The sequence below is a fragment of the Paractinoplanes bogorensis genome, assembly GCF_018829635.1.
Classification (GTDB): Bacteria; Actinomycetota; Actinomycetes; order Mycobacteriales; family Micromonosporaceae; genus Actinoplanes; species Actinoplanes bogorensis.
This window is the reverse complement of the sequence record NZ_JAHKKG010000005.1, coordinates 377,767-402,040: the sequence shown is the minus strand read 5'-3', so window position 1 is coordinate 402,040 and position 24,274 is coordinate 377,767. Positions and strand designations below refer to the sequence as shown.

Below are 24,274 nucleotides of genomic sequence, written 5' to 3'. Positions count from 1 at the left end.
GTGTGGGCCGGCCTGACAATCCGAGGAAGAAGCCATGGCATTGGCTGCCGTCATCATGATTCTCGTGTCGCTGGTGCTCGCGGTCTTCGCCGCGGTCACGCTGTGGTGGACCATGCACGCCTGGCGCACGCCGGAAACCCTGGCGGGCACCCGATTCGCCCCGCCCGACGGGGAACAGCACCTGACGTTCTCGCTGCTGCTGCCGGCCCGCCACGAGAAGGCGGTCCTCGAGCACACGGTCGAGCGGCTGCTGCGCTCCACCCACGAGGCGTTCGAGATCATCATCATCGTCGGGCACGACGACCCCGAGACGGCCGAGGTGGCGCACCGCGTCGCGGCCACCGCACCGGCGCGGATCCTCGTCGTCACCGACCACAACGAGCAGAAGAACAAGCCCCGGGCCCTGAACACCGCGCTTCCGTACGTACGGGGGGATGTGGTCGGGGTCTTCGATGCCGAGGACCAGGTGCATCCGCTGCTGCTCGAACACGTCGACCACGCGTTCCGGGCCACCGGCGCCGACGTGGTGCAGGGCGGCGTCCAGCTGATCAACTTCCACTCCAGCTGGTACAGCCTGCACAACTGCCTGGAGTACTTCTTCTGGTTCCGCAGCCGGCTGCACCTGCACGCCAAGAAGGGCTTCATCCCGCTCGGCGGCAACACCGTCTTCGTGCGCGCCGACGTGCTGCGCGAGGCCAACGGCTGGGACGGCACGTGCCTGGCCGAGGACTGCGATCTCGGCGTGCGGCTGTCCAGCCGGGGCAAGAAGGTCATCGTCGCGTACGACTCCACGATCGTCACCCGCGAGGAGACGCCGCACTCGGTCGGCGCGTTGCTCAAGCAGCGCACCCGCTGGCACCAGGGCTTCCTGCAGGTGCTGCGCAAGGGCGAGTGGCGCCGGCTGCCCACCTGGCGGGCACGCATGCTGGCCCGTTACACGCTGACCAGCCCGTTCCTTCAGGCGTTCTCGGGCGTGGTCATCCCGGTCGGTGTGGCCATCGCGATCTGGGCGCAACTGCCGGTCTTCGTCGCGCTGATCACGTTCCTGCCGGTGCTGCCGATGGCGGCCACGCTGATGTTCCAGATCGTCGGCCTGCACGACTTCGGGCAGCAGTACGACCTGCGCATCCGCTGGCACCACTACCTCAAACTCGTCCTCGGTTCCTTCCCGTACGCCCTGGTGCTGTCCACAGCCGCACTACGGGCCGTGTGGCGGGAGTACACCGGTCGCCGCAACTGGGAGCTGACGGCGCACGTCGGCGCTCACCTTCCCGCCGCTCCCCAGAAGGTCGCCGCATGACCGTCCTCGAGCTCGTCCGCGAAACGCCGCCGCCGGTCGTCACCCCGCCGCGCAAGGACCGCACCGACTTCACCATCGCCGTCGGCCTGACCACGCTGGTCCTGGCGCTGCTGGCCTGGAACATCACCGGGTTCCCGACGGCCAGCGACGACGAGGGCACCTACCTCGCCCAGGCGTGGGCGGTGCAGAACGGTCAGGGCCTGGCCCACTACACCTACTGGTACGACCATCCGCCGCTCGCCTGGATCCAGCTGGCCGCGTTCTCGTGGCTGCCCGCCTGGGTCGCCCCGAGCCTGCTCGCCGTGGCCGCGGGCCGGATCGCCATGCTGCCCCTGCAGGCGGCCGGTCTGCTGCTCGTCTACGTCGTCGGCCGGCGCATCGGACTGCCGCGCTGGGCCGCCGCGGTGGGTCTGCTCACGTACGGGCTGTCGCCGCTCTTCCTGACCATGGGCCGGCAGATCTACCTGGACAGCTTCGCGGTCGTCTGGATCCTGGCCGCCCTGGCCCTGGCCCTGTCGCCGCGCAAACACCTGTGGCACTACGCAGCGGCCGGGGCGGCCGCCGCGATCGGGGTGCTGTCCAAGGAGACGATCCTGGTCATCCTGCCCGCCGTGCTGGTCGCGATGTGGCAGAACACGGCCCGCAGCACGACCCGCCCGTGGGCGTTCGGCGCCTTCGCCAGCGGTCTCGTCCTGGTCGGCTGCTTCTATCCGCTCTACGCACTGCTGCGCGGCGAGTTGTTCCCCGGTGAGGGGCACGTGTCGCTGTTCGGCGCCATCCAGTTCCAGCTCGGCTCGCGGTCCGGTTCGGGCAGCATCTTCGCGGCCGGCTCGGGCGCCAACGAGCTGCTGCACTCGTGGCTCTACTACGACAGCGTGCTCCTGGTCGCGGGCTCGGTGGCCACGGTGGCCGGGTTGTTCCTGCGCCGGCTGCGGCCGGTCACCGTGGCCGGGGCGATCCTGATCGCCGTCGCGCTGCGGCCCGGGGGCTATCTGCCCGCCATGTACGTGGTGCAGGTGCTGCCGTTCTTCGCGATCGCCATCGCCGGCGTGCTGGCGTTCGTCTTCGCCCGGATCTCGGCCTGGGGGAAGCCGGCGCCCGACGCGACCGGCTCGACCGGGGCCCGGGCCCGGCGCTGGGCCACGCCGGCCGCCGCCGCGCTGGCCTTGGTGCTGGTGGCGGTCGTGGTCGCCCCGCGCTGGTACATCGGCGACCGGCGAGCGCTGACCGCGAACGACAATGCGGCGTACGTGGAAGCCGCCCACTATCTGCGAGCGCAGCCACCCTCGACCGTGGTCGTCGACGACGTGCTCTGGCTCGACTGCGTCAATGCCGGCTACCCGTCCGACCGGGTCATCTGGTTCTACAAGCTCGACCTCGACTCCGAGGTGGCGGCCCGCCTGCCCGGCGGGTGGCGCGACGTCGACTACATCGTCTCCACCCCGGCTGTCCGGCAGGATCCCGGCACCCTGCCGACCGTGACGGCTCTGCTCCGAAACTCCACCGTGATCGCGTCGTTCGGCCCGGCCGACGGCCTCATCGAGATCCGCCGCGTCAACAAGGAGTCCGCATGACGATCACCGATATCACGGTCGCCGAACCAAGCTCAGCCGAACCGACCGCCACCGTCACGGCCTCGGTCGCGCCGGCTCCCGTACGGGCGGCACTGCGCGGCACCATCGGCGAGCTGCCGGTCGGCACCACGCTGCGCCAGACCGTGGTCGTGCCCACCTACAACGAGCGCGACAACGTCGAAGCCCTGCTGGAACGGCTCGCGGCCGCCCTGCCCGCCGACGACACCGAGATCATCTTCGTCGACGACAGCACCGACGACACGCCGGCCGTCATCGCGTCGTTGCAGGAGACCTGCCCGATCCCGGTCACCGTGCTGCATCGCGAGCACGCGACCGGCGGCCTCGGCGGCGCGGTCGTCGAGGGCATGCGGGCCGCCCGCGGCGAGTGGATCGTCGTCATGGACGCCGACCTGCAGCACCCGCCCTCGGTCGTGCCCACCCTGATCGCGGCCGGCCGCCGCGACGGCGCCGACCTGGTCGTCGGCAGCCGCTACGCGGGCGGCGGCAGCAGCCGGGCCGGCCTTGACGGCGGCTACCGGCGCCTGGTCTCCGGCGGTTCCACCCTGTTCACCAAGGTGATCTTCCGGAACAACCTGATCCAGGTCAGCGACCCGATGAGCGGTCTGTTCGCGATCCGCACGAGCTCGCTCGAGACCGAGGAACTGCGCCCGCTCGGCTACAAGATCCTGCTCGAGCTGATCGTGCGCAACCGTCCGGGCCGGATCGTCGAGGTCCCGTACGCGTTCCAGCCGCGCCACGCCGGCGAGTCCAAGTCGAGCCTGTCCGAGGGCTTCCGCTTCCTCAAGCACCTGGCGATCCTGCGGTTCGGCGCCAAGCGGGCCCGGATGCTGGTCTTCGCGATGATCGGCGTCTCCGGTCTGCTGCCCAACCAGGCCGCGTTGTGGTTCCTGCACGCGGTGCTCGGGGTGCACTACGTCCCCGCGGCGATCGTGGCCAACCTGGTCGCGGTCGGCTGGAACTTCGCGCTGACCGACACGCTGCTCTACCGCGACCGGCGTCAGCATCGCAGTTTCGCCGGCCGGTTCAGTCGCTTCTTCGTCCTGGGAAATGCCGATCTTCTGCTGCGCGTACCTCTGCTGGCCCTGCTCGTCTCGGGTCTGCACATCGGCGTCCTGATCGCCAACCTGCTCACTCTGCTGATCTCGTTCGTCGTCCGCTTCCTGATCCTGGACGGCCTGATCTACAAGGCACGGCGCCCATGATTCGGTTGGAGAGCAAACCCTGGCTGAGCCGCCGGAATCGTCGTGACATCGGTGTCACGCTGATCCTGGCTCTGCTTCTCGTGCTGATCTCGCCCACGCTGCCCGCGCGGGCCGGCGCCAACCTGGTCGCGAACGGCGGCCTGGAGGCGATCGGCGCCGACGGTTTCCCGGTCTGCTGGGAGAAATCCGGATGGGGCGACTCGGCCTACACGTTCGGCGTATCGACCGCGGCCCACACCGGCACCAAGGCCATGCAGATCACGCTGGGCCAGACCCTGCCGGGCGACCGCAAGGCGATGATGCTCGAGGACTCGTCGTGCGCGCCCAACGTCGCGCCGGGCCACCAGTACGACCTGGGCGTCTGGTACACCACCACCACGCCCAACACGGTCATGACCCTGTTCCGCCACGACGTGGCCCAGGGCTGGGTCTACTGGACCGACCTGGCCACCCTGCCGACGACGACAACCTACAAGCGTTCCCTCGTACGAACCCCCGTCGTGCCGCCCGGAACTGATCAGATCGTCTGGGGTGTCACCATCTACGGCGCCGGAACCCTGCGCACCGACGACTACACGATGGAGGACGTCACCCAGCCCTCCCCCGGTACAACGGCGTGCACGGCCGGAGCGGCCTGCACCAAGGGCACATGGGCGGTGATGCCGTTCAACACGCCCGTACGGGCAATCCATGCTGTTGTCCTGCACAACGGTGACGTGCTGCTGGTCGCCGGGTCGGGCAACAACCTGGACGACTTCGCGGCGGGCACCTTCAAGTCGGCGGTGTACCGGCCGTCGACCGGCACGTTCACCAACGTGGCGACCCCGGCCGACCTGTTCTGCGCCGGTCATGTGCAACTGGCCGACGGCCGCGTGCTGGTGATGGGCGGCAACAAGGACTACCCGTCGGCCGACGGGACGGTCGGCTACAAGGGCCTGCCCGACTCGTTCATCTTCGACCCGGCGACCAACAGCTACCAGCGGGTCAACAACATGACGGCGGGCTCGTGGTACCCGTCGGCGACGATCCTCGGCAACGGCGACGTCATCTCGCTCGGCGGCCTCAACGAGAACTCGTCCGGCATGGTCGCCACGCAGTACTTCAACGCCGCTCAGAACCGCTGGCTCGGCCTGAACGAGGCCAACCAGACCTGGAGCTTCTGGGGCCTGTACCCGTCGATGATCCTGATGCAGGACGGCCGGCTCTTCTACACCGGCAGCCACGTCTTCGGCAACGGCCTGCCCGGCACCGGCGCGTCCATCTACAACTACGGCGCCAGCACGATCACCCCGGTGTCCGGCCTGCAGAAGAAGGACGAGCGCGACCAGTCGATGAGCGTGCTGCTGCCGCCCGCCCAGGACCAGCGGGTGCTCACCCTCGGCGGCGGCAACATCGACAGCAACCCCGACGCCAACCGGCTCACCGACCTGATCGACCTCAAGCAGGCGGCACCGGTCTACACGGCCGGGCCGCTGATCCCGTCCGGCACCATGACCGGCGGCGTCCCGCAGACCGCGGCCCAGGGCAAGATGTACGTCTCGGCGGTGCTGCTGCCCGACGGCAAGGTCTTCGAGACCGGCGGCGGACTCCACAACCGGGCCGACCCGGTCTACGAGGCCTCCATGTTCGACCCGGTGACCAACACGTTCACGGCCGGCATGGCGACCGACCCGGTGCCGCGCGGCTACCACTCGTCGGCGTTCCTGCTGCCCGACGGCCGGGTGATGGCGGTCGGCAACAACCCCGGCGACGGCACGTTCGACATGCGCGTGTCGGTCTACTCGCCGCCGTACCTGTTCAAGGGCGCGCGGCCGCAGATCCTGTCGATGGCGAACAACCAGTGGGCGTACGGAAGCGCCAACACCATCACGGTCGACGGCCCGATCGTGAAGGCCGAACTGATCCGCCCCGCCGCGGTGACCCATTCGAGCGACCCGAATCAGCGCTTCGTCGACCTGCCGATGACCGTCACCGGCAACTCGATCAAGCTGAACCTGACGTCCAACCCGAACCTGGCCCCGCCCGGCTGGTACATGCTCTTCGCGGTCGGTGCCAACGGGGTCCCCTCGGTCGCGAAGTGGGTGAAGGTCGGATGACCGGCCGCAAGTTCTTCGCCGTGGGCTTTGTCGCGGTCCTGGTCCTGGCGGCGGCCGTGACGGTGTTCCTGGGCCTGCGCCCGGGAGCGCCGGTCGCCACCGACGCGGCCGGCCCGCTCAACCAGCCCGTCCCGGCGCCGGCGCCCACGGTCGCCGGGTCGCTTCCGCCTGACGGGGTGGCCGAGGCCGCCACCACGGTCACCCCGTCAGCTCGTAGCGTGGCGTCGTCCCGGGCCGTCCCGGCCACCACCCGGCCCACCAACGTTCCAGCACCGTTTGTGCAGAACTTCGCCGCCCAGCCCGGGGTGAAACCGTTGCCGGCCAGGCCCTCCCCCACCGCAACCGTGTCGATAGCCCCCAACATCGACGGCTGCGACCACGGCTACGGCACGCGCACCCAGTGCGTCCCGTGGACGTTCCCAGCCTCGGCCACCGATAAATGCGCGTGGCTGGCCGCGCAGGGCTTCACGAAACTGACCGTGCACGGCAAGGACAGGCACCAGCTCGACCCCGACCGCAACGGCATCGCCTGCGACGCGTAAATACGGATGCGATCCTGCCCCACGTGGGGCAGGATCGCGTTTTTGTCCCTGGAAAGGAGGCCGTCGTGTTCCCGGACCCGCACACCGACAGCCCCTGGAGGCTTCGTTGCTGTACCGCACCATGCTCGACGCGGATCTCGACCTGATCCTGCCCTGTTTCGACCAGCCGTCGGTCGACACCACGACGCGGGACCGCTTCCTCGCGTACCAGAGAAAAGGCAGTTACCGCCCGGCCTGGACATGGCTCGCCGTCACCGGCGACGAACTGTCCGGCCTGGCCGTCTGGTGGGGTTTCCCGACCGGCGACCGGCCCTTGGCCCTGGACTTCCTGTGGGCAGCTCCATCGATCACCGACCCGATCCCGATGTGGGCCGGGCTCATCGGTCAGGTCCCACCACCGGCCGGATACCACATCTTCACGATCCCCTCGAACCGCGACGACCCCGCCATCGCGCTCCGTCTGGCCGCCGCGGCAGCAGCCGGCCTGACAACCTTGAACGAGCGTTTCCGGTACGAGTGGACCCCCTCGACTCCGCTCCCTCCGCGCTCGACCCGCTTGTCCTTCCGCCCCGCCCCCGACGAGGCATTCGTGGACGCTTTCGAGCAGATCTCCTTCGGCAGCCTGGACATAGCCACCCGCGAGGGTACGGCCCGTCAGGGCGCCCGGGCGCAGGCCGAGGAGGACGTGGACGACTACCGCCGGATGCCCGGCCCCCGCGACCAGTGGCGCCTGGCCTACGACAACGCAGGCACCCTGATCGGTTGCGCACTACCATCAGCCAACGACGGCGGCCCGGTGGTCGGCTACCTGGGTGTGCTCCCGTCCCACCGGGGCCACGGCTACGCCGCCGACCTGCTCGCCGAGATCACCTGGATGCTGGCCGAATCCGGCGCGACAAGCATCCGAGCCGACACCGACAGCACCAACACCCCGATGGTCACCACCTTCGACGGGGCCGGCTACCGCCGCTTCGCCCTGCGCCTGGTCGCCTCCCACCCCGCCACCACGTAGCCGGTATCCATCGTCCGTAGGGCTACTGTCAGCTCCTTACGGCCTTCGGCATGATCGATCGAGAGGGTGCTGCGTGAGGCTGACCAAGACGGCCGAGTTCGCGCTGCCGGACAAGGTGGGCGGTCTGATCCGGGCCGGGTCGTGTCTGGTGTCCGGTGACGGAGTGTTCTGCGCGGTCGTGTGGTGGGACGGCGGTGGCCGGTACGCGTTGGTGTCGATCGCCGATCAGGTGGTCAGGACGGTGCTGCTCGACGAGATCGGTGACCCGTCCGACGCCTATGACACCCCGGCGCCGGTGCTGCTCGACGACAGCGCATTCGGCGTGATCGCCGATGCGGGCACGCTGCGGGTGTACGGAACCGATCTGCGGTTGCGGCGTGAGAGGACGATCGCCGGCGATGACGTGCTGCATCGCTTCGCCCGGCACGGACAGCGGCCGCGCGTGTTCGGCCGAGCGTGCCGGGGAGCACTCGCGGACGAGCACGTGGTCGTGCTCGACGAGCCGATCGGGACCGGGAACCCGCGCTACCTCGCGTTCCTGTGCATCGGCGAGACGAGCGCCGCATGGACGCGGATCGCGACGCTCGGCCCGGACGGGTTCCCGGTCGACCGGTTCGGTGACGACCACCTGAATCAGAGCCCCGACGTATCAGTCGACAGCTGCATCATCGGTGACGCGGCCGGCCACAGCGGCAGCATCCTGGTCTGCGTCGAAGGCTCGGACGCCTCGAGCGTGCACAGGTACGGGGCCGACTTCTTCACCATCACCCGGGTCACGCCGGACGGGACGGTGACCCCGCCGCTCTATCGGCAATCGGGATGGAAGCGCCGGCCGGGCAAGCACGCCATCAACGGCAAGGTCACCTCTTCGGGGCGCTACGTTCTGCTCACACCGGTGTTCGCGAGCGGCGAGTGGAAAGGCCGGCAGCGCCTGTTCGATCTAGGGGCGGGCGAAGTCGTCGAGCCCGTCCTTCCCCGCGGTGCGACGAAGATGCGGATCGTCGACCACGCCGGAACGACCTTCTGGCTCAGCGACGGCGCGCAGCGAATCCTGTGCGCCGAGGCTTAGGCAGATCCGCGCGCCTGGAACCGCGTTTTGCGGAAATGGCAAAGTTGCTCGTACCGGCCGTGGCGGGGCGGGCAGAGTGAGGGCGTGACTGACGACGTCGAGGCCTTGCTGGCTGCTGTCGGGCCCCGGCTGCGGGAGATCCGGACACGGCGTGGCATCAGCCTGACCGCGCTCGCCGACGAGACCGGCATCTCGATCAGCACGCTGTCGCGGCTCGAGTCGGGGCTGCGTAAGCCTGGCCTCGAACTGTTGCTGCCGCTGGCCCGGGCCTTTCAGCTGCCGGTGGACGACCTGATCGGCTCCCGGATCGGCATGGACCCGCGTGTCCATCTGCGCCCGGCCAACCACAACGGGATGACCGTGGTGCCGTTGACCCGCAAGCCGGGCGGGATGCAGGCGCTCAAGATGGTGCTGCCCGCGGGCCCGGCCGGCGGCGAGCCCGACCCGAAGTCGCACCAGGGCTACCACTGGCTCTATGTGCTCAGCGGCCGCCTGCGGATCGTGCTCGGTGACGAGGACTTCGTGCTCAGCGAGGGTGAGGTGGCCGAGTTCGACACGCACCTGCCGCACTGGTTCGGCAACGCCGACGAGCGGGCGGTCGAGCTGCTGAGCATCCTCGGGCCGCAGGGCGAGCGCTTCCACATCCGGGCCAGCTACCGGCCCTGAGCCTCAGACCAACGGGTCGCCGCAGACCTGCCACTTGCCGTTCTCGCTGGTGAGCGACAGGTCAAGCCGGCGGGTGGCGCCGGCGGAGTCGGTGAGGTCGATGTCGACGCGCGCCGAACTGCCCGCCTCGTCGGTGAAGAACCGGTTGGTGACCCGGTGCGAGACCGGCTGCGGCGCCGCGTCGACCAGCTCGCCGAAGGCGCCGGCCGTCAGCTCGGTGCGGCTTTCGGTGCAGACCATCGCGTACGCGGAAAGCTTGTCGCCCTTTTCGATCTGCTCGACGTAGGTCACGGCGGCCGCCTGCGCCTCGTCGATGTCGGGGCCCAGGAACCAGTAGACGAAGAAGCCGAAGGCCGGCAGCGCGCACACCGCGGCCAGGGCCAGTGCCGCGACGACGGCCACCGACGCCCCGACCGGCGTCAGGACGGAACCGCGACGCGGGGGCGGGCCGGACACGGGCGACATCGCGGGCAGGGTCACCATCGGAACGCTAACCACTGAGCGCAGCGAAACGACCACGCGGCGGCAACGAACCGATCAAGACACGGTGCGTGATGCATCGATAACTTTGTCTGCATCAGCTTGCAACATACCGGCAAACTCTTCCAGTCGCTGCAAGCACTTGCTAAGGTCCGTTCCAATGTGAACGCGGGATTACACTCCTGCTACCGGTTCCGCCCCTGGTAGTGGAGGTACCGCGGTTCTGTACGCAGCGAAACCTGTCGTTGGAAGAAACCCCAGGTCGTTGGAGGAACCCGTGCCCCCACCCCGATGGCTGCTCGCCGTCCCCACCACTCTGTTACTGCTGGCCCCGGTGGTCCCCGCCGCCGCGGCCACCACGGTGACCGTCTATTACAAGCCACCGGCCGCCTGGTCCACGGTGAACATCCACTACGCCCCGAACGGTGGCTCGTGGACCACCGTGCCCGGCGTCGCCATGGATGCAGCCTGCACCGGCTGGCGCAAGAAAGAAGTGCAAGCCGACACCGGCCTGCAGATCACGTTCAACAACGGCAGCGGCACCTGGGACAACAACTCGGGCCGCAACTACAGCACCGGCGTCGGCACGGTGGTCATCAACAACGGCGCCGTATCGAGCGTCGACCCGTGCACGAACACACAGCCGACGCCGACACCCACGCCGACGACGCCGCCCACCACACCGCCGCCGGCGGCGACCAGCGGCGAGATGCTCGGCGGCGACCCGCGCAAGGAGAGCATCTACTTCGTCATGACGGCGCGGTTCGCCGACGGCGACACCAGCAACAACCGTGGCGGCAGCCAGCACGTCAGCTCAGGCAACGCGGCCGGCAACGACCCGATGTTCCGGGGCGACTTCAAGGGCCTGATCGACAAGCTCGACTATGTGAAGGGGCTCGGCTTCTCGGCCCTGTGGATCACCCCGGTCGTGCTGAACCGGTCCGACTACGACTTCCACGGCTACCACGGCTGGGACTTCCAGCGGGTCGACACCCGCCTGGAGTCACCCGGAGCGAGCTATCAGGATCTGATCGACAAGGCCCACGCCAAGGGCATCAAGATCTATCAGGACGTCGTCTACAACCACAGCTCCCGGTGGGGCGCGAAAGGCCTGTACGTCCCTCCGGTGTGGGGCGCCCGGGACGGCCAGTGGGACTGGATGTACAGCGCCAAGGAAGCCGGCCGGACGTACGACCCGCTCGTCGAGAACAGCGCGGGCCGGGCGTACAACGGTGACCTGTGGAGCACCGAGGAACCGGCCGGTAACACCTGCCGCAACTGGGGCACGCCGACCGGGCAGAAGAGCCCCGAGGGCTACACGATCCACAACTGCCAGTGGCCCTCCCCCACGTCCGGCATGTTCCCGGCGTCGCTCTATCACCAGTGCTGGATCGGCAACTGGGAGGGCGAGGACTCGCGGTCCTGCTGGCTGGCCGACGACCTGGCCGATTTCAACACCGAGAACGCGACCGTCCAGCAGTACCTGATCGACGTCTACAACCGGTACATCGAGATGGGCGTGGACGGTTTCCGCATCGACACCGCCGTGCACATCCCGCGCGTCACCTGGAACCGGCACTTCCTGCCCGCCATCAAGCAGAAGCTGACCCAGAAGTACGGCGCCACCAAGGCCAACGACTTCTACGTGTTCGGCGAGGTCGCCGCCTTCGTGCACGACAAGTGGAACCGGGGCTCGGTCAACCACTCGGCCCAGTTCTTCACCTGGAAGGAACGGCGCGACTACAGCGCCGACGACACCCAGGCCGCGCTCGAGCAGTACAACTACGAGAACACCCAGGGCACGGCGAACCAGCCGACCTCGACGAACGCCTTCCTGAACGGCAACACCTATCACGCGCCCGACCGCAGCCAGTTCAGCGGCATGAACATCATCGACATGCGCATGCACATGAACTTCGGCGAGGCCTCCAACGCGTTCCACAACGGCAAGGACTCGGACGACTCGGTCAACGACGCGACCTACAACGCGGTCTATGTCGACTCGCACGACTACGGGCCCAACAAGTCGTCCGTACGCTATGACGGCGGCACCGACGCCTGGGCCGAGAACATGGCGCTGATGTGGACGTTCCGTGGTGTCCCGACGCTCTACTACGGCTCGGAGATCGAGTTCCAGGCCGGTAAGCGGATCGACTGCGGACCGACCTGCCCCCTGGCGACCACCGGCCGGGCCTACTACGGCGACAACGTCGCCGGGAGCGTGACAGCCACCGACTACGGCGTCGTGAGCAGCGCATCCGGTGCGGTGGCCACGACACTGAACAAGCCGCTGGTCAAGCATGTGCAACGGCTCAACCAGATCCGCCGCGCGATCCCGGCCCTGCAGATGGGCCAGTACTCGACCGACGGCATCAGCGGGAACATGGCGTTCAAACGGCGTTACACCAGCGGCGGCACGGACAGCTTCGTGCTGGTCACCATCTCGGGCAACGCGACGTTCACCGGCATCCCCAACGGCACCTATACGGATGCCGTGACCGGCGACGTCAAGACCGTCACCAACGGCACCCTCGTCGCGAATGTCAGCGGCAAGGGCAACCTCCGCGCGTACGTCCTCGGCAGTTCCGCCCCCGGCAAGGTCGGGTCCGACGGCCCGTACCTGAAGTAAGGAGCATCAATGAAGATGAGACGGATCGCCCCGCTGATAGTGGGCCTGATGGCGGCGCTGATCGCGGTCGTGGTCGTCGGCCGTCCCCAGCAGGCCGACGCCAAGGCGGACGCCAACCCCGGCCCCAAGGACGTGATCGTCCACCTCTTCGAATGGCCGTGGGCGTCGATCGCGTCCGAGTGCACCAACGTGCTCGGCCCCAAGGGCTTCGGTGGCGTCCAGGTGTCGCCGCCGCAGGAGCACGTCGTGCTGCCCGGCGCCGGTTACCCGTGGTGGCAGGACTACCAGCCGGTCAGCTACCAGCTGGTGACCCGGCGCGGCGACAGGGCGGCGTTCGCCAACATGGTCAGCACCTGCCACGCGGCCGGCGTGAAGATCTACGTCGACGCGGTGATCAACCACATGGCCGGCGGCGCTTCGACGGGCACCGGGTCGGCGGGCTCCACCTACAGTCACTACTCATACCCGGCCGTTCCGTTCGGTAACGACGACTTCCACCACTGCGGCCGCAACGGCAACGACGACATCGCCAACTGGGGTGACCGCTGGGAGATCCAGAACTGCGAGCTGGTCGACCTGTCCGACCTCAAGACCGAGGCCGAGTACGTACGGGGAAAGCTCGTCGCCTATCTCAATGATCTTATCAGTCTGGGCGTCGACGGGTTCCGGGTCGACGCGGCCAAGCACATGCCGGTGGCCGACCTGCAGAACATCTATTCGCGGCTGAACGGCACGCCGTACATCTTCCAGGAGACGATCGAGGGCGGGGCCGGAGAGCCGTCGCCGTCGGAGTACACCGGCATCGGCGACGTGACCGAGTTCCGCTACGGCGACGTGGTCGGCAACGCGTTCCGTGACGGCAACCTGTCCAATCTGCAGAACACGTCGGGTCAGATGCTGCTGGCCAGCGGGGACGCGGTGGCGTTCATCGACAACCACGACACGCAGCGCAACGGGCGGGCGAAGCTGACGTACAAGGACGGCACGACCTATGCGCTGTCCGAGGCGTTCATGCTGGCCTATCCGTACGGGACGCCCTCGGTCATGTCGTCCTTCACGTTCTCGAATCCCGAGGCGGGTCCGCCGGCGAGCTCGAACGGCACCACCACGGCGGTCAACTGCTCGTCCGGCTGGGCGTGTGAGCACCGGTGGCGCACGACGGCCAACATGGTCGGGTTCCACAACGCGTCGTACGGGACCGGCCTGACCAACTGGTGGTCGAACGGCAGCAACCAGATCGCGTTCGGGCGCGGCTCCAACGCGTACGCCGTCTTCAACCGGGGCGGTTCGCTCAACCGCACCTTCAGCACGTCACTGCCGGCCGGCACGTACTGCGACGTGGCCAACGGTGACTACACATCAAATTCCTGCTCCGGTACGACGTACACCGTCAACGCCTCGGGCCAGTTCACCGCCACCGTGCCCGCCAACGGGATGGTCGCGCTGCACATCAACGCCCGCACCACGGGCGGCGGCACCACCACGCCCCCGCCTTCGGGTTGCACCACGGTCGCGGTGACGTTCGCGTCGAACACCACCACGGTGTGGGGCGAGAACGTGTTCGTGCTCGGCAACCGTTCCGAACTGTCGAACTGGAACACCAGCGGCGGCGTGGCCCTGTCGTCGGCGACGTACCCGGTCTGGCGCGGCACGGTGAACCTGCCCGCGAACACGGCCGTCGAGTACAAGTACGTGAAGAAGAACGGCTCGACAGTCGCCTGGGAGTCCGGCGCCAACCGCACCCTGAACACCGGCTCCGCCTGCACGCTGACGGTCAACGACAGCTGGCGCTCGTAGCCCCTTCCGATACCTGAGGGGAGGCTCGCGCGTGCGGGCCTCCCCTCACCGCATCAATACGCAGAGCGGGCACCCGCTCAGGCCGGCCGCCGGCCGTTGAGCCGGTAATGGTGCGGCGAGACGCCGGTGTGGCGGCGGAACGCCCGGCTGAAGTCGGACGGCCGGGTGAAGCCGCACCGGGCCGCGATCGACGCCACCGTGTGGTGGTCGAAGCGCGGATCGATCAGCTCACGCCGGGCCCGGTCGAGGCGACGCGCCCGGATGTGGGCGGTGACGCTCGCGTGGTGGTGCTGCTGGAAGATGCGGTGCAGGTAGCGCAACGAGATCCCGTGCACCGCCGCGATCGCATCCGGGCGCAGGCCGGGCTGGTGCAGGTTGTCGTCGACGAACGCCACTATTCGCAGGTAGAGCAGGTGCGACGGCGAGCGCAGCGGCGGCTCGTCCCGTTCGAGGTGATGGGCCAGCATCGCCGTGGTCAGGTCGACCGCGGTGCGGCCCAGGCGTTCCGTGTCGCGCACGGTGTAGTCGTCGTGGTCTTCGGCCAGGGTGGTCAGGAACTGGGCCAGCAACCGCCCGAAACCCGCCCCGCCGGGCATCGACACCGCGCTGAGCCGGGCGATCTGCGCCGGTGGCAGCGGGAGCAGGCGTTTCGGGAACTGCAGGATGACCGACTCGGACGTGCCCGCGGTGACCGCCTCGAACTGCTGGGAACTGTCGATGATCACGAAGTCGCCGCAGCCGACGAGGGCGCTGGCCCGGTTCTGGTCGATGCCCTGCCGGCCGGCCCGGACCAGGGCGACCTGGTAGTGCTCGGGGTCGGCGGCCCGGATCAGCCGGGGTGAGCGGCGCGACGACAGCGATGTGTAGGAGATGGCCGAGACCTGGGCCTCGCCCAGCTCGACGAAGCCGAGCCGGGCCGCGAAGGCCAGCGGCTCCGGACTGCCGATCTCGGTCGGGATCAGCGACTGCGCGGTCACGCTCTCCCACGCCGCCAGCCGGTCGGGGGCGGCGAGACCGGTGCTGTCGAACACCGTCCGCATCAATCCAGGATGGCATACGGGATCGACATGAATCGGTGCGCTCGATGCGCACCCCAGTGCGCTGAGCGCTAAGGACCTTTCGGCGCCGAACGAGCACACTGGACACACACGGGGTGTCCCGATTCAACGGGGGGTGGCGGCCCTGGCGGTCACGAGCCGGGGCACCCCGTGCCGCGTACGGGAAAAGGAATCTAGATCCAGCGACTGCCCAACCACATCCGGGCCGACCAGTCCTCGTACGGGATGGTGTGGTTGACGAAGATCGGGAAGAAGTACGCGAAGCACAGGGCGACCAGGGCCACGTACGCCCCCACGACCACCGCCCCGACCAGCTGCCGGTCCGTTCTCCCCTGGCCCTGGGTCACGCCCTCGGGTGGTGTCATGATCGCGCCGAGCACGTAGACGACCGCGAGGATCAGGAACGGCAGCGCGGGCATCACGTAGAAGACGAACATCGTGCGGCTGTCCTTGACCGCGTAGTAGAACCACGGCAGCAGCCCGGCCACCACCGGCACGAAGATCGCCCAGGCCCGCCAGTCGCGCCGGGCCAGGCCGAAGAAGACCAGGCCGGCCAGCGCGGGCAGGAACGACCACCACAGGATCGGCGTGCCCAGCAGCAGGATCTCCTTGGCGCAGCTGGGAGCGCCACAGCCGCTCGGGGTGCCCCAGTCGAAGGCGACCGGCCGGCCCAGCAGCAGCCACTGCCACGGCCACGACTGGTACGGGTGTGAGCTGGTCAGGCCGCTGTGGAACCCGTACGCCTCCTGGTGGTAGTGCCACAGGTTGAGCAGCGCGCCCAGCACCGGCGGCTCGCTCAGCCCGTTCGCCTCGCGGTAGTGCCGGAAGTAGCCGGTGTCGGTGACGAACCACCCGGTCCACGTGGCCAGGTAGAACACCACGGTCAGGACGACACTCGCGATCCCCCAGCCGATGTCGCCGGGCAGCCCCGACATGATCGGCCGCGCGACTCCGGCCGAGCGGCGCGCCTGCCATCGCCAGACCACCGCGAGGCCCCCGAAGAACGGCAGGAAGAACAGCGCGCTCCACTTCACGCCGCAGGCCAGCCCGAACAGCACCCCCGAGACGAGCAGCCACCACGGCACGATCCGCAGGTTCGCCTCGCCGGTCGCTTCGAGCGAGCGTCTCAGCCGCCGCCGGTAGTGGTCGCGGTCGAGCACCAGCGCCGCGAACGTGGCCAGCACGAACAGGCCGAGGAAGATGTCGAGCAGCGACGTCCGCGACAGCACCAGCTGGAAGCCGTCGAGCGCCATCAGCAGCCCGGCCGTGCCCGCGAGCAGCACCGAGTGGAAGAGCCGGTAGGCCACCCGGACCAGGATCAGGATCATGAGCGTGCCCGCGACCGCGGTCGGCACGCGCCAGCCGAGCTCGTTGTTGCCGAACACCGCCTCGCCCGCCGCGATCAGCCATTTCCCGAGCGGTGGGTGCACCACGTACGCCGGGCCGTTGGTCTTCTCGTCCCACTCGACGCCGTGCTGCAGCATGTCCCACGCGTCGGTCGGGTAGTACACCTCGTCGAAGATGTAGCCCTTGCGGTCGGTCAGCCCCGGGAACCGCAGCAGCGCCGCGATCACCACGATCAGGCCGGTGACCAGCCACGAGTAGGGGTTGAGCCAGTCGTCGAGCGTCCGCAGGCGCCGACGGACGATGTCCGGAACGCCGGGTTTCGTCGCCGGCTCGTTCTCCAGGGTGGCCGTTGTCACTCCGCGATCGTAGTGGTGCCGCCTACCGTTCATCGAGGCCCGTTAGCGTCCGGCCGGTGGACGCCTACTGCGAACGCCTCGGACCAGGCCTTGGGGGCGAACCACTCAACGCCGTGTCCAACGCCGCGTTCCTGATCGCCGCCGTCCTCCTGCTGGCCCGCGGTGGTATCCGGCCGCTCCCGGTCCTGCTCGGCGTGGTCGGCCTGTGCTGACCGCCCGCACCCTCGACGAGCCGCTGTGCGCGACCCTGCCCCTCGGCACGCACTGGCTGTGGCACTGCCTGAACGCCGTCACCCTTTACCTGATCGCCCGCACGGTCGACCGCCTCGCCTCCACTGAAACAGACGTCAGCGGGCAGCGGTCACCGCGAGGCGAACGCCGAGGCCGATGAGCACCACCCCGGTGACCCGGTCGAGGGCGCGCCGGACGGCCGCGCGGGCGAGCAGGCGCCAGCACGGTGAGCGCGGCCGGAACCCACGCGATCAACGCGGCCCCGGCGCTGAGAGGACCAGCTCAGGCGGCCGGGGTGCGGGGCTGCGGGTCCTGGGCTCGCAAACCGGGGATGCGGGCCACCAACGATTGCGCCGCGGTGCCGAAGTCGACGGCGAGCAGGGACAGGAGGCGTACGGGAAAATCTGTCTCGGCCGCCGCCTGCAGCCGGTGGTGGCCGTCGAGCAGGAAGTGGGTCAGCGCCCAGTGGGTGTAGTAGTCGCTGACGTCGTCGGAGGCGGGCCGGCTGACGTCGAGGACCGAGACGGCGACGATCGGGTCCGCCCCGGGCTCGGCGATGTACTTGTCGACCTGGGCCCGCTCGTTCCACGACGGCGGCACCATCGGGACGACGAACTCGTACAGGTGCGCGTCGGGGTCGACGGCGGTCTCGAAGGTGCGGTAATACGGCGTCCGCGGATAGACCGGCAGACCCCAGAACGACTCCAGCCCCCAGGTCGCCACCTGTTCCTCGGCGAAGTAGTCACCGGGACCGCTCGGCTGCACCAGCCGCGGCCGGATCTCGAGCAGCAGCGGCTGATAGTCGCCGCGCGGCAGCAGCCCGCCGAACGCCTCGACCGGATCGTCGCCCTCGGCCGAGAACGTCTCGGTCGAGCCCTGCTGCCGCTGGAACAGGATCTGGCACGTGCCGCACCAGAAGGACAACTCGAACGCGGGTTTGCCGTCGACGAGCAGGAAACGCTCACGGCTGGTCTCGCTCTCCTCGTCGGAGAACGTCAGCCGGGGCTCGTCGGGATCGCCGAGGACACGCATGGGCTCCGCTTTGAGCAACACGCGGCCCACCTTAGGGGTTCGCGCCCTCGAGCGCAGCGTGCACCGGCCCGCTATCGTTCGCCGCGATGACCAGACGTGCGTGGCCGGCCTTGGCGGCACTGGTGCTGGCCGGCTGTTCCCCACCGCTCTCGTACGCGGACGGCGCCACCCGCTCCGATCCATCGCCGACCGCTTCCGCCTCCTCCGCCGCACCGGCGTGCCCGCTCCTGGAACTCGGCACCGTCAACGCGGCCATGAGCCTGGCCGCACAGGGCCTCTATCTGACCAATTGCTCCGGTACGCCGTACACCCTCGACGGTTATCCGGAGATCCGGGCGCTGTCCGCGCGCGGAGAACCGCTCGACGTCACGATGATCCGGGGCACCGGCTCGATCGCCCCCGGCATGCCCGGTCACGACCGCGCGCCCGAGCCGATCGTGCTGCAGCCGGGCGAGCGGGCCCAGACAGCCGTCGTGTGGCGCAACACCTACGACGACGTACGGAAATCGCCCGTGACCGCCACCCGGCTCGAGGTGGCCCCGCAGCCCGGCCGCCCGGCCGTCGTCCTCACCCCGGAGGCCGGGCTCGATCTGGGCAGCACCGGCAGTTTCGCCGTGAGCCCGTGGCGCGCCGTGCCTCACGCCGCCGCGAGCGCCACTTCGCGGGTGCGGCCGGCTCCGCGGATCAGCAGGTAGCCGATCATCCAGAACTCGCCCACGGTGGCCGGGACGACGAGCACGTCGAGGACCGTGCCCGCGTCCGGGAGGACGTACAGCAGGAAGGCGTTCAGCACGTAGCCGGCGCCGCCGCCGATGAGCGTCCAGCCCAGGGCGCGTGGCATCGCCGAGCGCAGCACGCACCACCCCATCGGGATCAGCCACAGGCCGAAGAAGATGCCGCCGGCACTCCAGAGTTGCCCGCTCGCCAGATAGAGGGTCTGGACCGTGGCGGCCGCATCGCCGTACGGGCTCTCGGCGACCGACAGCGCGGTGCCCAGCAGGGCCGCACTGGTCAGGATGGCGAACGCGTTGGCCAGGCCGAACGCGGCGATCTCGCCCGCCGCGACCGGGGACGCCGCGCGGAACAGCCGGAAGAACCAGACCGCGGCCAGCGCCTGAGTGAGCACGGTGAGCAGTTCGAGGACGACGCCGGCCCGGGCCAGCGACTCGTGCGCGACCAGGTTGGCCAGCGTCGCCGCGGGGTCGCCGGCATCGAACAGTTGCGGCCGGACGAGCAGGAAGCCGAGCCCACCGCACACGGCGAGCCCGAGATAGAGGAGCCCGGTGACGCGGGCCGTACGGATCATGACACCCTCCAACCTTACGTTGTAAGGCTCACCATACGTTGTAAGGTCGGCCGGTGGCAACAAGGACTCCGCTGAGCCGCGACCGCGTGCTGACCGCGGCCGTGGCGCTGGCCGACCGGGAGGGCATCGCCGCGTTGACGATGCGGCGGCTGGCGGCCGACCTCGGGGTGGAGGCGATGTCGCTCTACCACCACCTGCCCGCGAAGCAGGCCCTGCTCGACGGGGTCGTCGAGACGGTGCTGGCCGAATTCCTCGGCACACCGCCCGATGTGGACGACTGGCGGGCCCGGCTGCGCGGGCAGTTCCTGGCCGCCCGCGCGGTGATGCTGCGCCACCCGTGGGCGCCCGGGCTGATCGCGGCCGGCCGCTCGGTCCCGCCGTCGGTGTTCGCCTACTACGACGGCATCCTGGCCACGCTGGTCGCGGGCGGCTTCTCCTACCACCTGGCCCACCGGGCGCTGCACGCGTTCGGCAGCATGCCGCTCGGCTTCGTGCAAGAGGTCTTCAGTCCGGACGCGGGCGGCGACAAGACCGACGCCGACCTGGAGGCGATGGCCGCCGCCCTGCCGCACATCACCGCGATGGTCGCGTCCGAGATCCACGACGCGGGCGATCCCACGCTGGGCTGGTGCGACAGCCAGACCGAGTTCGAGTTTACTCTGGACCTGCTGCTCGACGGCCTGGAACGGCTCCGCCAGAACGCTCACTGAACCGGACAGCCGGACCGCGCGTGCAATTTCCGGAACCATTCTATCCGGCTCCGCTAAAGAAACACTTAACGCCGAAACCAGTCGGGAAGACTATTGCGGAGCCCGTTTCGGGATGCCATTGTTCGGCTCATGCGACGCGATTCTTTCAGGCACGTCCACCGGTTCATCGCCACCGCCGGTCTCGCCGTTCTGCTCGGCCTCTCGGGCGCGTGCGGCAATTCCGGCGACGCCGCCGGCGGCGGATCGGACAACGCCCCGGCCGGCACCGCGACGACCGATCCGGTGACGAACGACGCCGCCGCTCCAGCCGGCGACTGCGGGGCCGCACAGGCCGAGATCGAGGCCTCGCTGACCGGCATGAGCGCGGTGACCTCGGTCGACGTCCCGGCCTGCGACAAGGCGGTGGTCGCCACGTCGCTCGGCGCCGGCGAGGGCGACCTGGCCGCGAGCCTCTGCCAGAACGCCGCCAACGAGGCCTCGACCCACGGCGTGGCCGCGGTGAGCGTGCTCTCCGCCGACGGCACGGAACTCGCCACCGGCACCACCGCGGAGGACTGCAAGGCCGTCTGAGGGCGCCGGTCCTCGATTCTTGCGCCGGCGATAGCCCTGCCGGTCGATTCGACCGCGAGGCCGGCGATGAAATTCGGGGAAACCGGATCCACGGCTCATGATGCGAATGACCGAATGCGACCGGAAGGGTCGGCGAAACCGTTGACCCGTTCCGGCTACCGGGCCTGCCGGATCGCGGCCGCCTGGCGGCGGGCGTCGGCGGCGGCATCCGAGTCGCCGGCGGCCTGGTAGGAGTCGGCGATGTGGTCGAGGGCCTCGGCCTCCCGGTAGCGGTCGCCGACCTCGCGGATCAGGGTCAGCGAGTTCGTATAGCTGGTCAGCGCCTCCCGGTAGTCGCCGAGCTGGTGGTGGATGTGGCCGAGGCTGTCCCAGGCACCGGCCCGGGTCCACCGGTCGCCGTGGCTCTCGGACAGTCGCACCGCCTCGCGGCAGTTGTGCAACGCCTGGTCGTAGTCGCCGATCTGGGCGTAGCACCAGCCGAGCATCCCGGCGATGTTGCCGCCGTCGGCGGCCGGGTGGACGGTTGCGGCCTGCTTGATGTGGTGGATCGCCTCGAGGTAACGGTCCTGACCGCCCAGCAGCTCGGCCAGGTCGAGGTGGGAGTGGCCCCACTTCTCGTCGTCACCGAGAGCGGCGCACAGCTCGACGCTCTCGGTGAAGTGCGCGTGGGCCTGCTCCGGGCGGCCCTGGCGGGCGCAGGCCAGGCCCAGGTCGCGCAGGGTGTGGATCTGGCCCTGGCGGTCGCCGGTGCGGCGGGCGGCGGACAGGCCGGTGGTGTGCACGTCGGCCAGGTCGGCCCAGCGACCGAGGTAGTTCAGGTAGGTGGTCATGCTGCGGGCCAGCTGCCAGGCGTGCGTCTCGAAGCCCTCGGCGGCGGCGAACGTCACCGCCTGCTTGAGGGTGTGCTGCTCGGCGGCGAACCAGTCGCGGGCCGCGTCGGCGTCGGCCGGTGGGGTCACCACTGCGGCGGGGTCGGGTGGCACCGGCTCGATGGCGGCGCGCCGCGGGTTCAGGAGTGTGGCGCCGGCGTTCGCGACGTGCACGTAGTGGTCGAGCATCCGGCGGATGGCGGCGCCACGGTCGGCGGAGGTGTCGAGACTGGTCGCGTACGACCGCAGCAGGTCGTGCAGGGCCCAGCCGCCCTGCGGCCGTTCGGCGACCAGGTTGGCGGCGGACAGGTCGGCCATCAGGGCCGCGGTGACCGCCGGAGTGGCGCCGGCCAGGCTGGCCGCGGCGCCGGGACCCAGTTCCGGGCCGGGGTGCAGGCCGAGTTGCCGGAACATCCGGGCCGCGCCGGAGCCGAGGGCGCGGTAGGACCAGGAGAACACCGAACGCACGTCGGTCCGCGGGTCGCCGCCGGCGAGGGCACCGAGCGCGGAGTCGCCGAGCTGCTCCGCGAACGCGGTGAGCGGCTGCCGCGGCCGGGCCACGGCGCGGGCCGCGACCACGGCCAGGGCGAGCGGCAGGTGGGCGCAGGTGGTGATGAGCGCGCTCACCGCGGCGGGTTCGGCCTCGGTGCGTACGGTGCCCAGCCGGTCGCGGAGGAGCGCCCGGGCCTCGGCGTCGGTGAAGGCGTCGAGTGGCACACCGGTGGCTCCGGCCGAGATCACCAGGCCGGTGAGGTCGATCCGGCTGGTCACCACGGCCAGGCAGCCGGCGTCGGCCGGGAGCAGCGGGCGGACCTGCTCGGCGTCGCGGGCGTTGTCGAGCACGACGAGGATCCGCCGGCCGTCGAGCAGGCTCCGGTACAGGCCGATTTTCGCGTCGAGGCCCGCGGGCACCTGCGGCGGGCGTACGCCGAGGGCCTCGAGGAAGCCGTGCACCACCTCGGCCGTGGAGGCGACCTCGTCGTGGGGGTCGAAGCCGCGCAGGTTGACGTAGAGCTGTCCGTCGGGGAACCGGTCGCGGACCGTCCGGGCCCAGTGCACGGCCAGGGCCGTCTTGCCCACGCCGGCGGTGCCCCAGACGGCGGCGACCGGGCCTGCGGCGGAGCCGAGCCGGGCCAGCTCGGCGACCCGGCCGACGAAACCGCCGGGGGCGGGCGGCAGCTGAGCGGGGCGCGTTCCCCGTACGGGCGAAGCCGTGCCGCCGCCGCGCAGGAGCTCCCGGTGGACGGCCTCCACCTCGGCGCTCGGGTCGGAGCCGAGCTGGTCGGCCAGGAGTTCCCGCAGTACGGCGTAGTGCTCGAGGGCGACGGCGGAACGGCCGGTGGCCTGGAGCGCCCGCAACAGGGCGGCGGCCAGCGGTTCGATCAGCGGATGCTCGGCGGCGAGGTCGGTCAGCGGCCCGACGGTGCGGCCGGGGTCGCCGGTCCGCAGCTCGGCCGCGGCCCAGGCGACGGTGGCGTCCACCCGTTCCCGTTCCCACGAGCGGCGCATCCGGGCCGCCCAGTCGCCCGGCAACCCGGCCAGGGGCGTGCCCCGCCACAGTGCGAGCGCGGCGCGCATCGGCTCGGCCCGGCCGGGGTCCGCCGCGGCCCGCCGGAACCGGTGGAGGTCGACGGCGGCCGGATCGACCTCGAGCCGGTAACCGCCGGGCCGGTGGATCAGCGGTACCGGCGCGCCGGACGACTCGAGCAGCCGGCGGATGCGGGTCAGGTGCGCGTGCAGCGCGCGGCGCGCACCGGGGGCCGGCGCCTCGCCCCACACCCTGTCCACGAGGGACTCCGCGGTGACCTGGCGTCCGGCCTCGACCAGCAGGACGGCCAGCACCGCGCGCTGTTGCGGCCGGCCGACGTCGAGCCGATGGCCGTCCACCACGATGTCGACGGGACCGAGCAACCGGAACTCCACCGCGCCTCCTATCGACGACCGTCAGCGTAGCGAGCGGCAACAACGCGGCAACGTCGCGCACAACAGGCCGCGGCGATGCTCGGAGCGCTTGACCGGTCGCCGGACGTGGAACGGGGGAAGCCCGGCGACCGCGAGGAGTCAACAACCAACTCGAAAGGGGTTCCACTTGCGAAGGACACGTTGGATCGGCTCGGTCTCGGCGGCGGTTCTGGTGGCGGCCGGCCTGACCGTGGGCGGGCCGGCGCCCGCCGCCCAGGCCGCCGACTGGGGCGGCTGCTCGGCCTGGGTGAGCGGGAAGTACGCCACGGGGCGGTGCGCCAACGTCAACCGGAAGTGGCGGGTGATTGCCCACTGCAAGTGGCTGCCGAACGTCTACTCCGAGTGGATCACGCAGCGCGGCGGTGACGTCACCACGGAGACCCGGACGCCGTGCGACTTCGGCACCCGCTCGGCGTCGGTCGAGGAACGAGCGCTCTGACGTACG

The 24,274-nt window shown here is 70.0% G+C and carries 22 protein-coding genes; 16 read left to right on the top strand and 6 right to left on the bottom strand.

Annotated elements, in window-relative coordinates:
- Window positions 1-34 precede the first annotated feature (34 nt).
- The 8 genes from KOI35_RS17245 (at window position 35) to KOI35_RS17210 (ending at window position 9,482) form a co-directional block, all read left to right on the top strand.
- On the top strand, window positions 35-1,300 hold the full coding sequence (locus KOI35_RS17245; RefSeq protein WP_246613250.1) for a glycosyltransferase: 1,266 nt from the start codon (window positions 35-37) through the stop codon (window positions 1,298-1,300).
- On the top strand, window positions 1,297-2,874 hold the full coding sequence (locus KOI35_RS17240; RefSeq protein ID WP_215788472.1) for an ArnT family glycosyltransferase: 1,578 nt from the start codon (window positions 1,297-1,299) through the stop codon (window positions 2,872-2,874). The genes KOI35_RS17245 and KOI35_RS17240 overlap by 4 nt, the downstream gene beginning before the upstream one ends.
- On the top strand, window positions 2,871-4,097 hold the full coding sequence (locus KOI35_RS17235; RefSeq protein ID WP_215788471.1) for a glycosyltransferase: 1,227 nt from the start codon (window positions 2,871-2,873) through the stop codon (window positions 4,095-4,097). The genes KOI35_RS17240 and KOI35_RS17235 overlap by 4 nt, the downstream gene beginning before the upstream one ends.
- Window positions 4,094-6,193 (top strand): galactose oxidase early set domain-containing protein, encoded by a 2,100-nt coding sequence (locus KOI35_RS17230; RefSeq protein ID WP_215788470.1) that lies wholly within the window; start codon window positions 4,094-4,096, stop codon window positions 6,191-6,193. The genes KOI35_RS17235 and KOI35_RS17230 overlap by 4 nt, the downstream gene beginning before the upstream one ends.
- Window positions 6,190-6,735, top strand: a complete 546-nt coding sequence (locus KOI35_RS17225) for a hypothetical protein (RefSeq protein WP_215788469.1) — start codon at window positions 6,190-6,192, stop codon at window positions 6,733-6,735. Before KOI35_RS17230 ends, KOI35_RS17225 begins: the two co-directional genes overlap by 4 nt.
- Before the next feature lie 106 nt (window positions 6,736-6,841).
- The gene (locus tag KOI35_RS17220) at window positions 6,842-7,747 is read left to right on the top strand and encodes a GNAT family N-acetyltransferase (protein WP_215788468.1); all 906 of its coding nucleotides are present in this window, start codon (window positions 6,842-6,844) and stop codon (window positions 7,745-7,747) included.
- A gap of 73 nt (window positions 7,748-7,820) precedes the next feature.
- Window positions 7,821-8,816 (top strand): hypothetical protein, encoded by a 996-nt coding sequence (locus tag KOI35_RS17215; protein WP_215788467.1) that lies wholly within the window; start codon window positions 7,821-7,823, stop codon window positions 8,814-8,816.
- Between the two features lie 84 nt (window positions 8,817-8,900).
- Window positions 8,901-9,482, top strand: a complete 582-nt coding sequence (locus KOI35_RS17210) for a helix-turn-helix domain-containing protein (RefSeq protein WP_215788466.1) — start codon at window positions 8,901-8,903, stop codon at window positions 9,480-9,482.
- A 3-nt stretch (window positions 9,483-9,485) separates the two neighbouring features.
- Here the strand turns inward: KOI35_RS17210 and KOI35_RS17205 are convergent, their stop codons facing one another.
- Window positions 9,486-9,962, bottom strand: a complete 477-nt coding sequence (locus KOI35_RS17205; RefSeq protein ID WP_215788465.1) for an Rv0361 family membrane protein — start codon at window positions 9,960-9,962, stop codon at window positions 9,486-9,488.
- Between the two features lie 277 nt (window positions 9,963-10,239).
- On the opposite strand from KOI35_RS17205, the gene KOI35_RS17200 reads away from it, so the two are divergent.
- Together KOI35_RS17200 and KOI35_RS17195 are read left to right on the top strand one after the other, a co-directional pair.
- Window positions 10,240-12,591: an alpha-amylase family glycosyl hydrolase gene (locus KOI35_RS17200; protein ID WP_215788464.1), complete on the top strand. Its 2,352-nt coding sequence runs from the start codon at window positions 10,240-10,242 to the stop codon at window positions 12,589-12,591.
- 9 nt (window positions 12,592-12,600) lie between these two features.
- Window positions 12,601-14,388 (top strand): carbohydrate-binding module family 20 domain-containing protein, encoded by a 1,788-nt coding sequence (locus KOI35_RS17195; protein ID WP_215788463.1) that lies wholly within the window; start codon window positions 12,601-12,603, stop codon window positions 14,386-14,388.
- Between the two features lie 77 nt (window positions 14,389-14,465).
- On the opposite strand, the gene KOI35_RS17190 is transcribed toward KOI35_RS17195, so the two are convergent.
- Together KOI35_RS17190 and KOI35_RS17185 are read right to left on the bottom strand one after the other, a co-directional pair.
- Window positions 14,466-15,428: an AraC-like ligand-binding domain-containing protein gene (locus KOI35_RS17190; protein WP_215788462.1), complete on the bottom strand. Its 963-nt coding sequence runs from the start codon at window positions 15,426-15,428 to the stop codon at window positions 14,466-14,468.
- Between the two features lie 191 nt (window positions 15,429-15,619).
- The gene (locus KOI35_RS17185; RefSeq protein WP_215788461.1) at window positions 15,620-17,182 is read right to left on the bottom strand and encodes a dolichyl-phosphate-mannose--protein mannosyltransferase; all 1,563 of its coding nucleotides are present in this window, start codon (window positions 17,180-17,182) and stop codon (window positions 15,620-15,622) included.
- Between the two features lie 23 nt (window positions 17,183-17,205).
- Here KOI35_RS17185 and KOI35_RS17180 point away from each other — a divergent pair, with 23 nt between their 5' ends.
- Together KOI35_RS17180 and KOI35_RS17175 are read left to right on the top strand one after the other, a co-directional pair.
- Window positions 17,206-17,361 (top strand): hypothetical protein, encoded by a 156-nt coding sequence (locus tag KOI35_RS17180; RefSeq protein WP_215788460.1) that lies wholly within the window; start codon window positions 17,206-17,208, stop codon window positions 17,359-17,361.
- The gene (locus KOI35_RS17175) at window positions 17,355-17,540 is read left to right on the top strand and encodes a hypothetical protein (RefSeq protein ID WP_215788459.1); all 186 of its coding nucleotides are present in this window, start codon (window positions 17,355-17,357) and stop codon (window positions 17,538-17,540) included. The genes KOI35_RS17180 and KOI35_RS17175 overlap by 7 nt, the downstream gene beginning before the upstream one ends.
- Window positions 17,541-17,662: 122 nt before the next feature.
- On the opposite strand, the gene KOI35_RS17170 is transcribed toward KOI35_RS17175, so the two are convergent.
- Entirely contained in the window at window positions 17,663-18,433 is a 771-nt protein-coding gene (locus tag KOI35_RS17170; protein WP_215788458.1) for a hypothetical protein, read from the bottom strand.
- 65 nt (window positions 18,434-18,498) lie between these two features.
- Here KOI35_RS17170 and KOI35_RS17165 point away from each other — a divergent pair, with 65 nt between their 5' ends.
- The gene (locus KOI35_RS17165) at window positions 18,499-19,107 is read left to right on the top strand and encodes a DUF4232 domain-containing protein (protein ID WP_215788457.1); all 609 of its coding nucleotides are present in this window, start codon (window positions 18,499-18,501) and stop codon (window positions 19,105-19,107) included.
- Here the strand turns inward: KOI35_RS17165 and KOI35_RS17160 are convergent.
- Complete coding sequence (locus tag KOI35_RS17160) at window positions 19,050-19,718, bottom strand: DUF4386 domain-containing protein (RefSeq protein WP_215788456.1); 669 nt, start codon at window positions 19,716-19,718, stop codon at window positions 19,050-19,052. The two genes, KOI35_RS17165 and KOI35_RS17160, sit on opposite strands and share 58 nt — an antisense overlap.
- Before the next feature lie 53 nt (window positions 19,719-19,771).
- Here KOI35_RS17160 and KOI35_RS17155 point away from each other — a divergent pair, with 53 nt between their 5' ends.
- The gene (locus tag KOI35_RS17155) at window positions 19,772-20,428 is read left to right on the top strand and encodes a TetR/AcrR family transcriptional regulator C-terminal domain-containing protein (RefSeq protein WP_215788455.1); all 657 of its coding nucleotides are present in this window, start codon (window positions 19,772-19,774) and stop codon (window positions 20,426-20,428) included.
- 129 nt (window positions 20,429-20,557) lie between these two features.
- A complete protein-coding gene (locus tag KOI35_RS17150; protein ID WP_215788454.1) occupies window positions 20,558-20,998 on the top strand; it encodes a hypothetical protein in 441 nt (146 codons plus the stop codon).
- A 155-nt stretch (window positions 20,999-21,153) separates the two neighbouring features.
- Here KOI35_RS17150 and KOI35_RS17145 read toward each other — a convergent pair whose 3' ends face one another.
- Window positions 21,154-23,790, bottom strand: coding sequence for an AfsR/SARP family transcriptional regulator (locus KOI35_RS17145; RefSeq protein ID WP_215788453.1), 2,637 nt, complete (start codon window positions 23,788-23,790; stop codon window positions 21,154-21,156).
- A gap of 166 nt (window positions 23,791-23,956) precedes the next feature.
- Between KOI35_RS17145 and KOI35_RS17140 the strand changes: the two genes are divergently transcribed.
- Window positions 23,957-24,268 (top strand): hypothetical protein, encoded by a 312-nt coding sequence (locus KOI35_RS17140; RefSeq protein WP_215788452.1) that lies wholly within the window; start codon window positions 23,957-23,959, stop codon window positions 24,266-24,268.
- The last annotated feature ends 6 nt before the right edge of the window (window positions 24,269-24,274 follow it).

Excerpts from the sequence above, each read along its gene's own strand:
- KOI35_RS17245 (WP_246613250.1), top strand. The coding sequence starts at position 35 with ATGGCATTGGCTGCCGTCATCATGATTCTCGTGTCGCTGGTGCTCGCG.
- KOI35_RS17240 (WP_215788472.1), top strand. The coding sequence starts at position 1,297 with ATGACCGTCCTCGAGCTCGTCCGCGAAACGCCGCCGCCGGTCGTCACC.
- KOI35_RS17235 (WP_215788471.1), top strand. The coding sequence starts at position 2,871 with ATGACGATCACCGATATCACGGTCGCCGAACCAAGCTCAGCCGAACCG.
- KOI35_RS17230 (WP_215788470.1), top strand. The coding sequence starts at position 4,094 with ATGATTCGGTTGGAGAGCAAACCCTGGCTGAGCCGCCGGAATCGTCGT.
- KOI35_RS17225 (WP_215788469.1), top strand. The coding sequence starts at position 6,190 with ATGACCGGCCGCAAGTTCTTCGCCGTGGGCTTTGTCGCGGTCCTGGTC.
- KOI35_RS17195 (WP_215788463.1), top strand. The coding sequence starts at position 12,601 with ATGAAGATGAGACGGATCGCCCCGCTGATAGTGGGCCTGATGGCGGCG.
- KOI35_RS17190 (WP_215788462.1), bottom strand. The coding sequence starts at position 15,428 with ATGCGGACGGTGTTCGACAGCACCGGTCTCGCCGCCCCCGACCGGCTG.
- KOI35_RS17185 (WP_215788461.1), bottom strand. The coding sequence starts at position 17,182 with ATGAACGGTAGGCGGCACCACTACGATCGCGGAGTGACAACGGCCACC.
- KOI35_RS17165 (WP_215788457.1), top strand. The coding sequence starts at position 18,499 with ATGACCAGACGTGCGTGGCCGGCCTTGGCGGCACTGGTGCTGGCCGGC.
- KOI35_RS17160 (WP_215788456.1), bottom strand. The coding sequence starts at position 19,718 with ATGATCCGTACGGCCCGCGTCACCGGGCTCCTCTATCTCGGGCTCGCC.
- KOI35_RS17150 (WP_215788454.1), top strand. The coding sequence starts at position 20,558 with ATGCGACGCGATTCTTTCAGGCACGTCCACCGGTTCATCGCCACCGCC.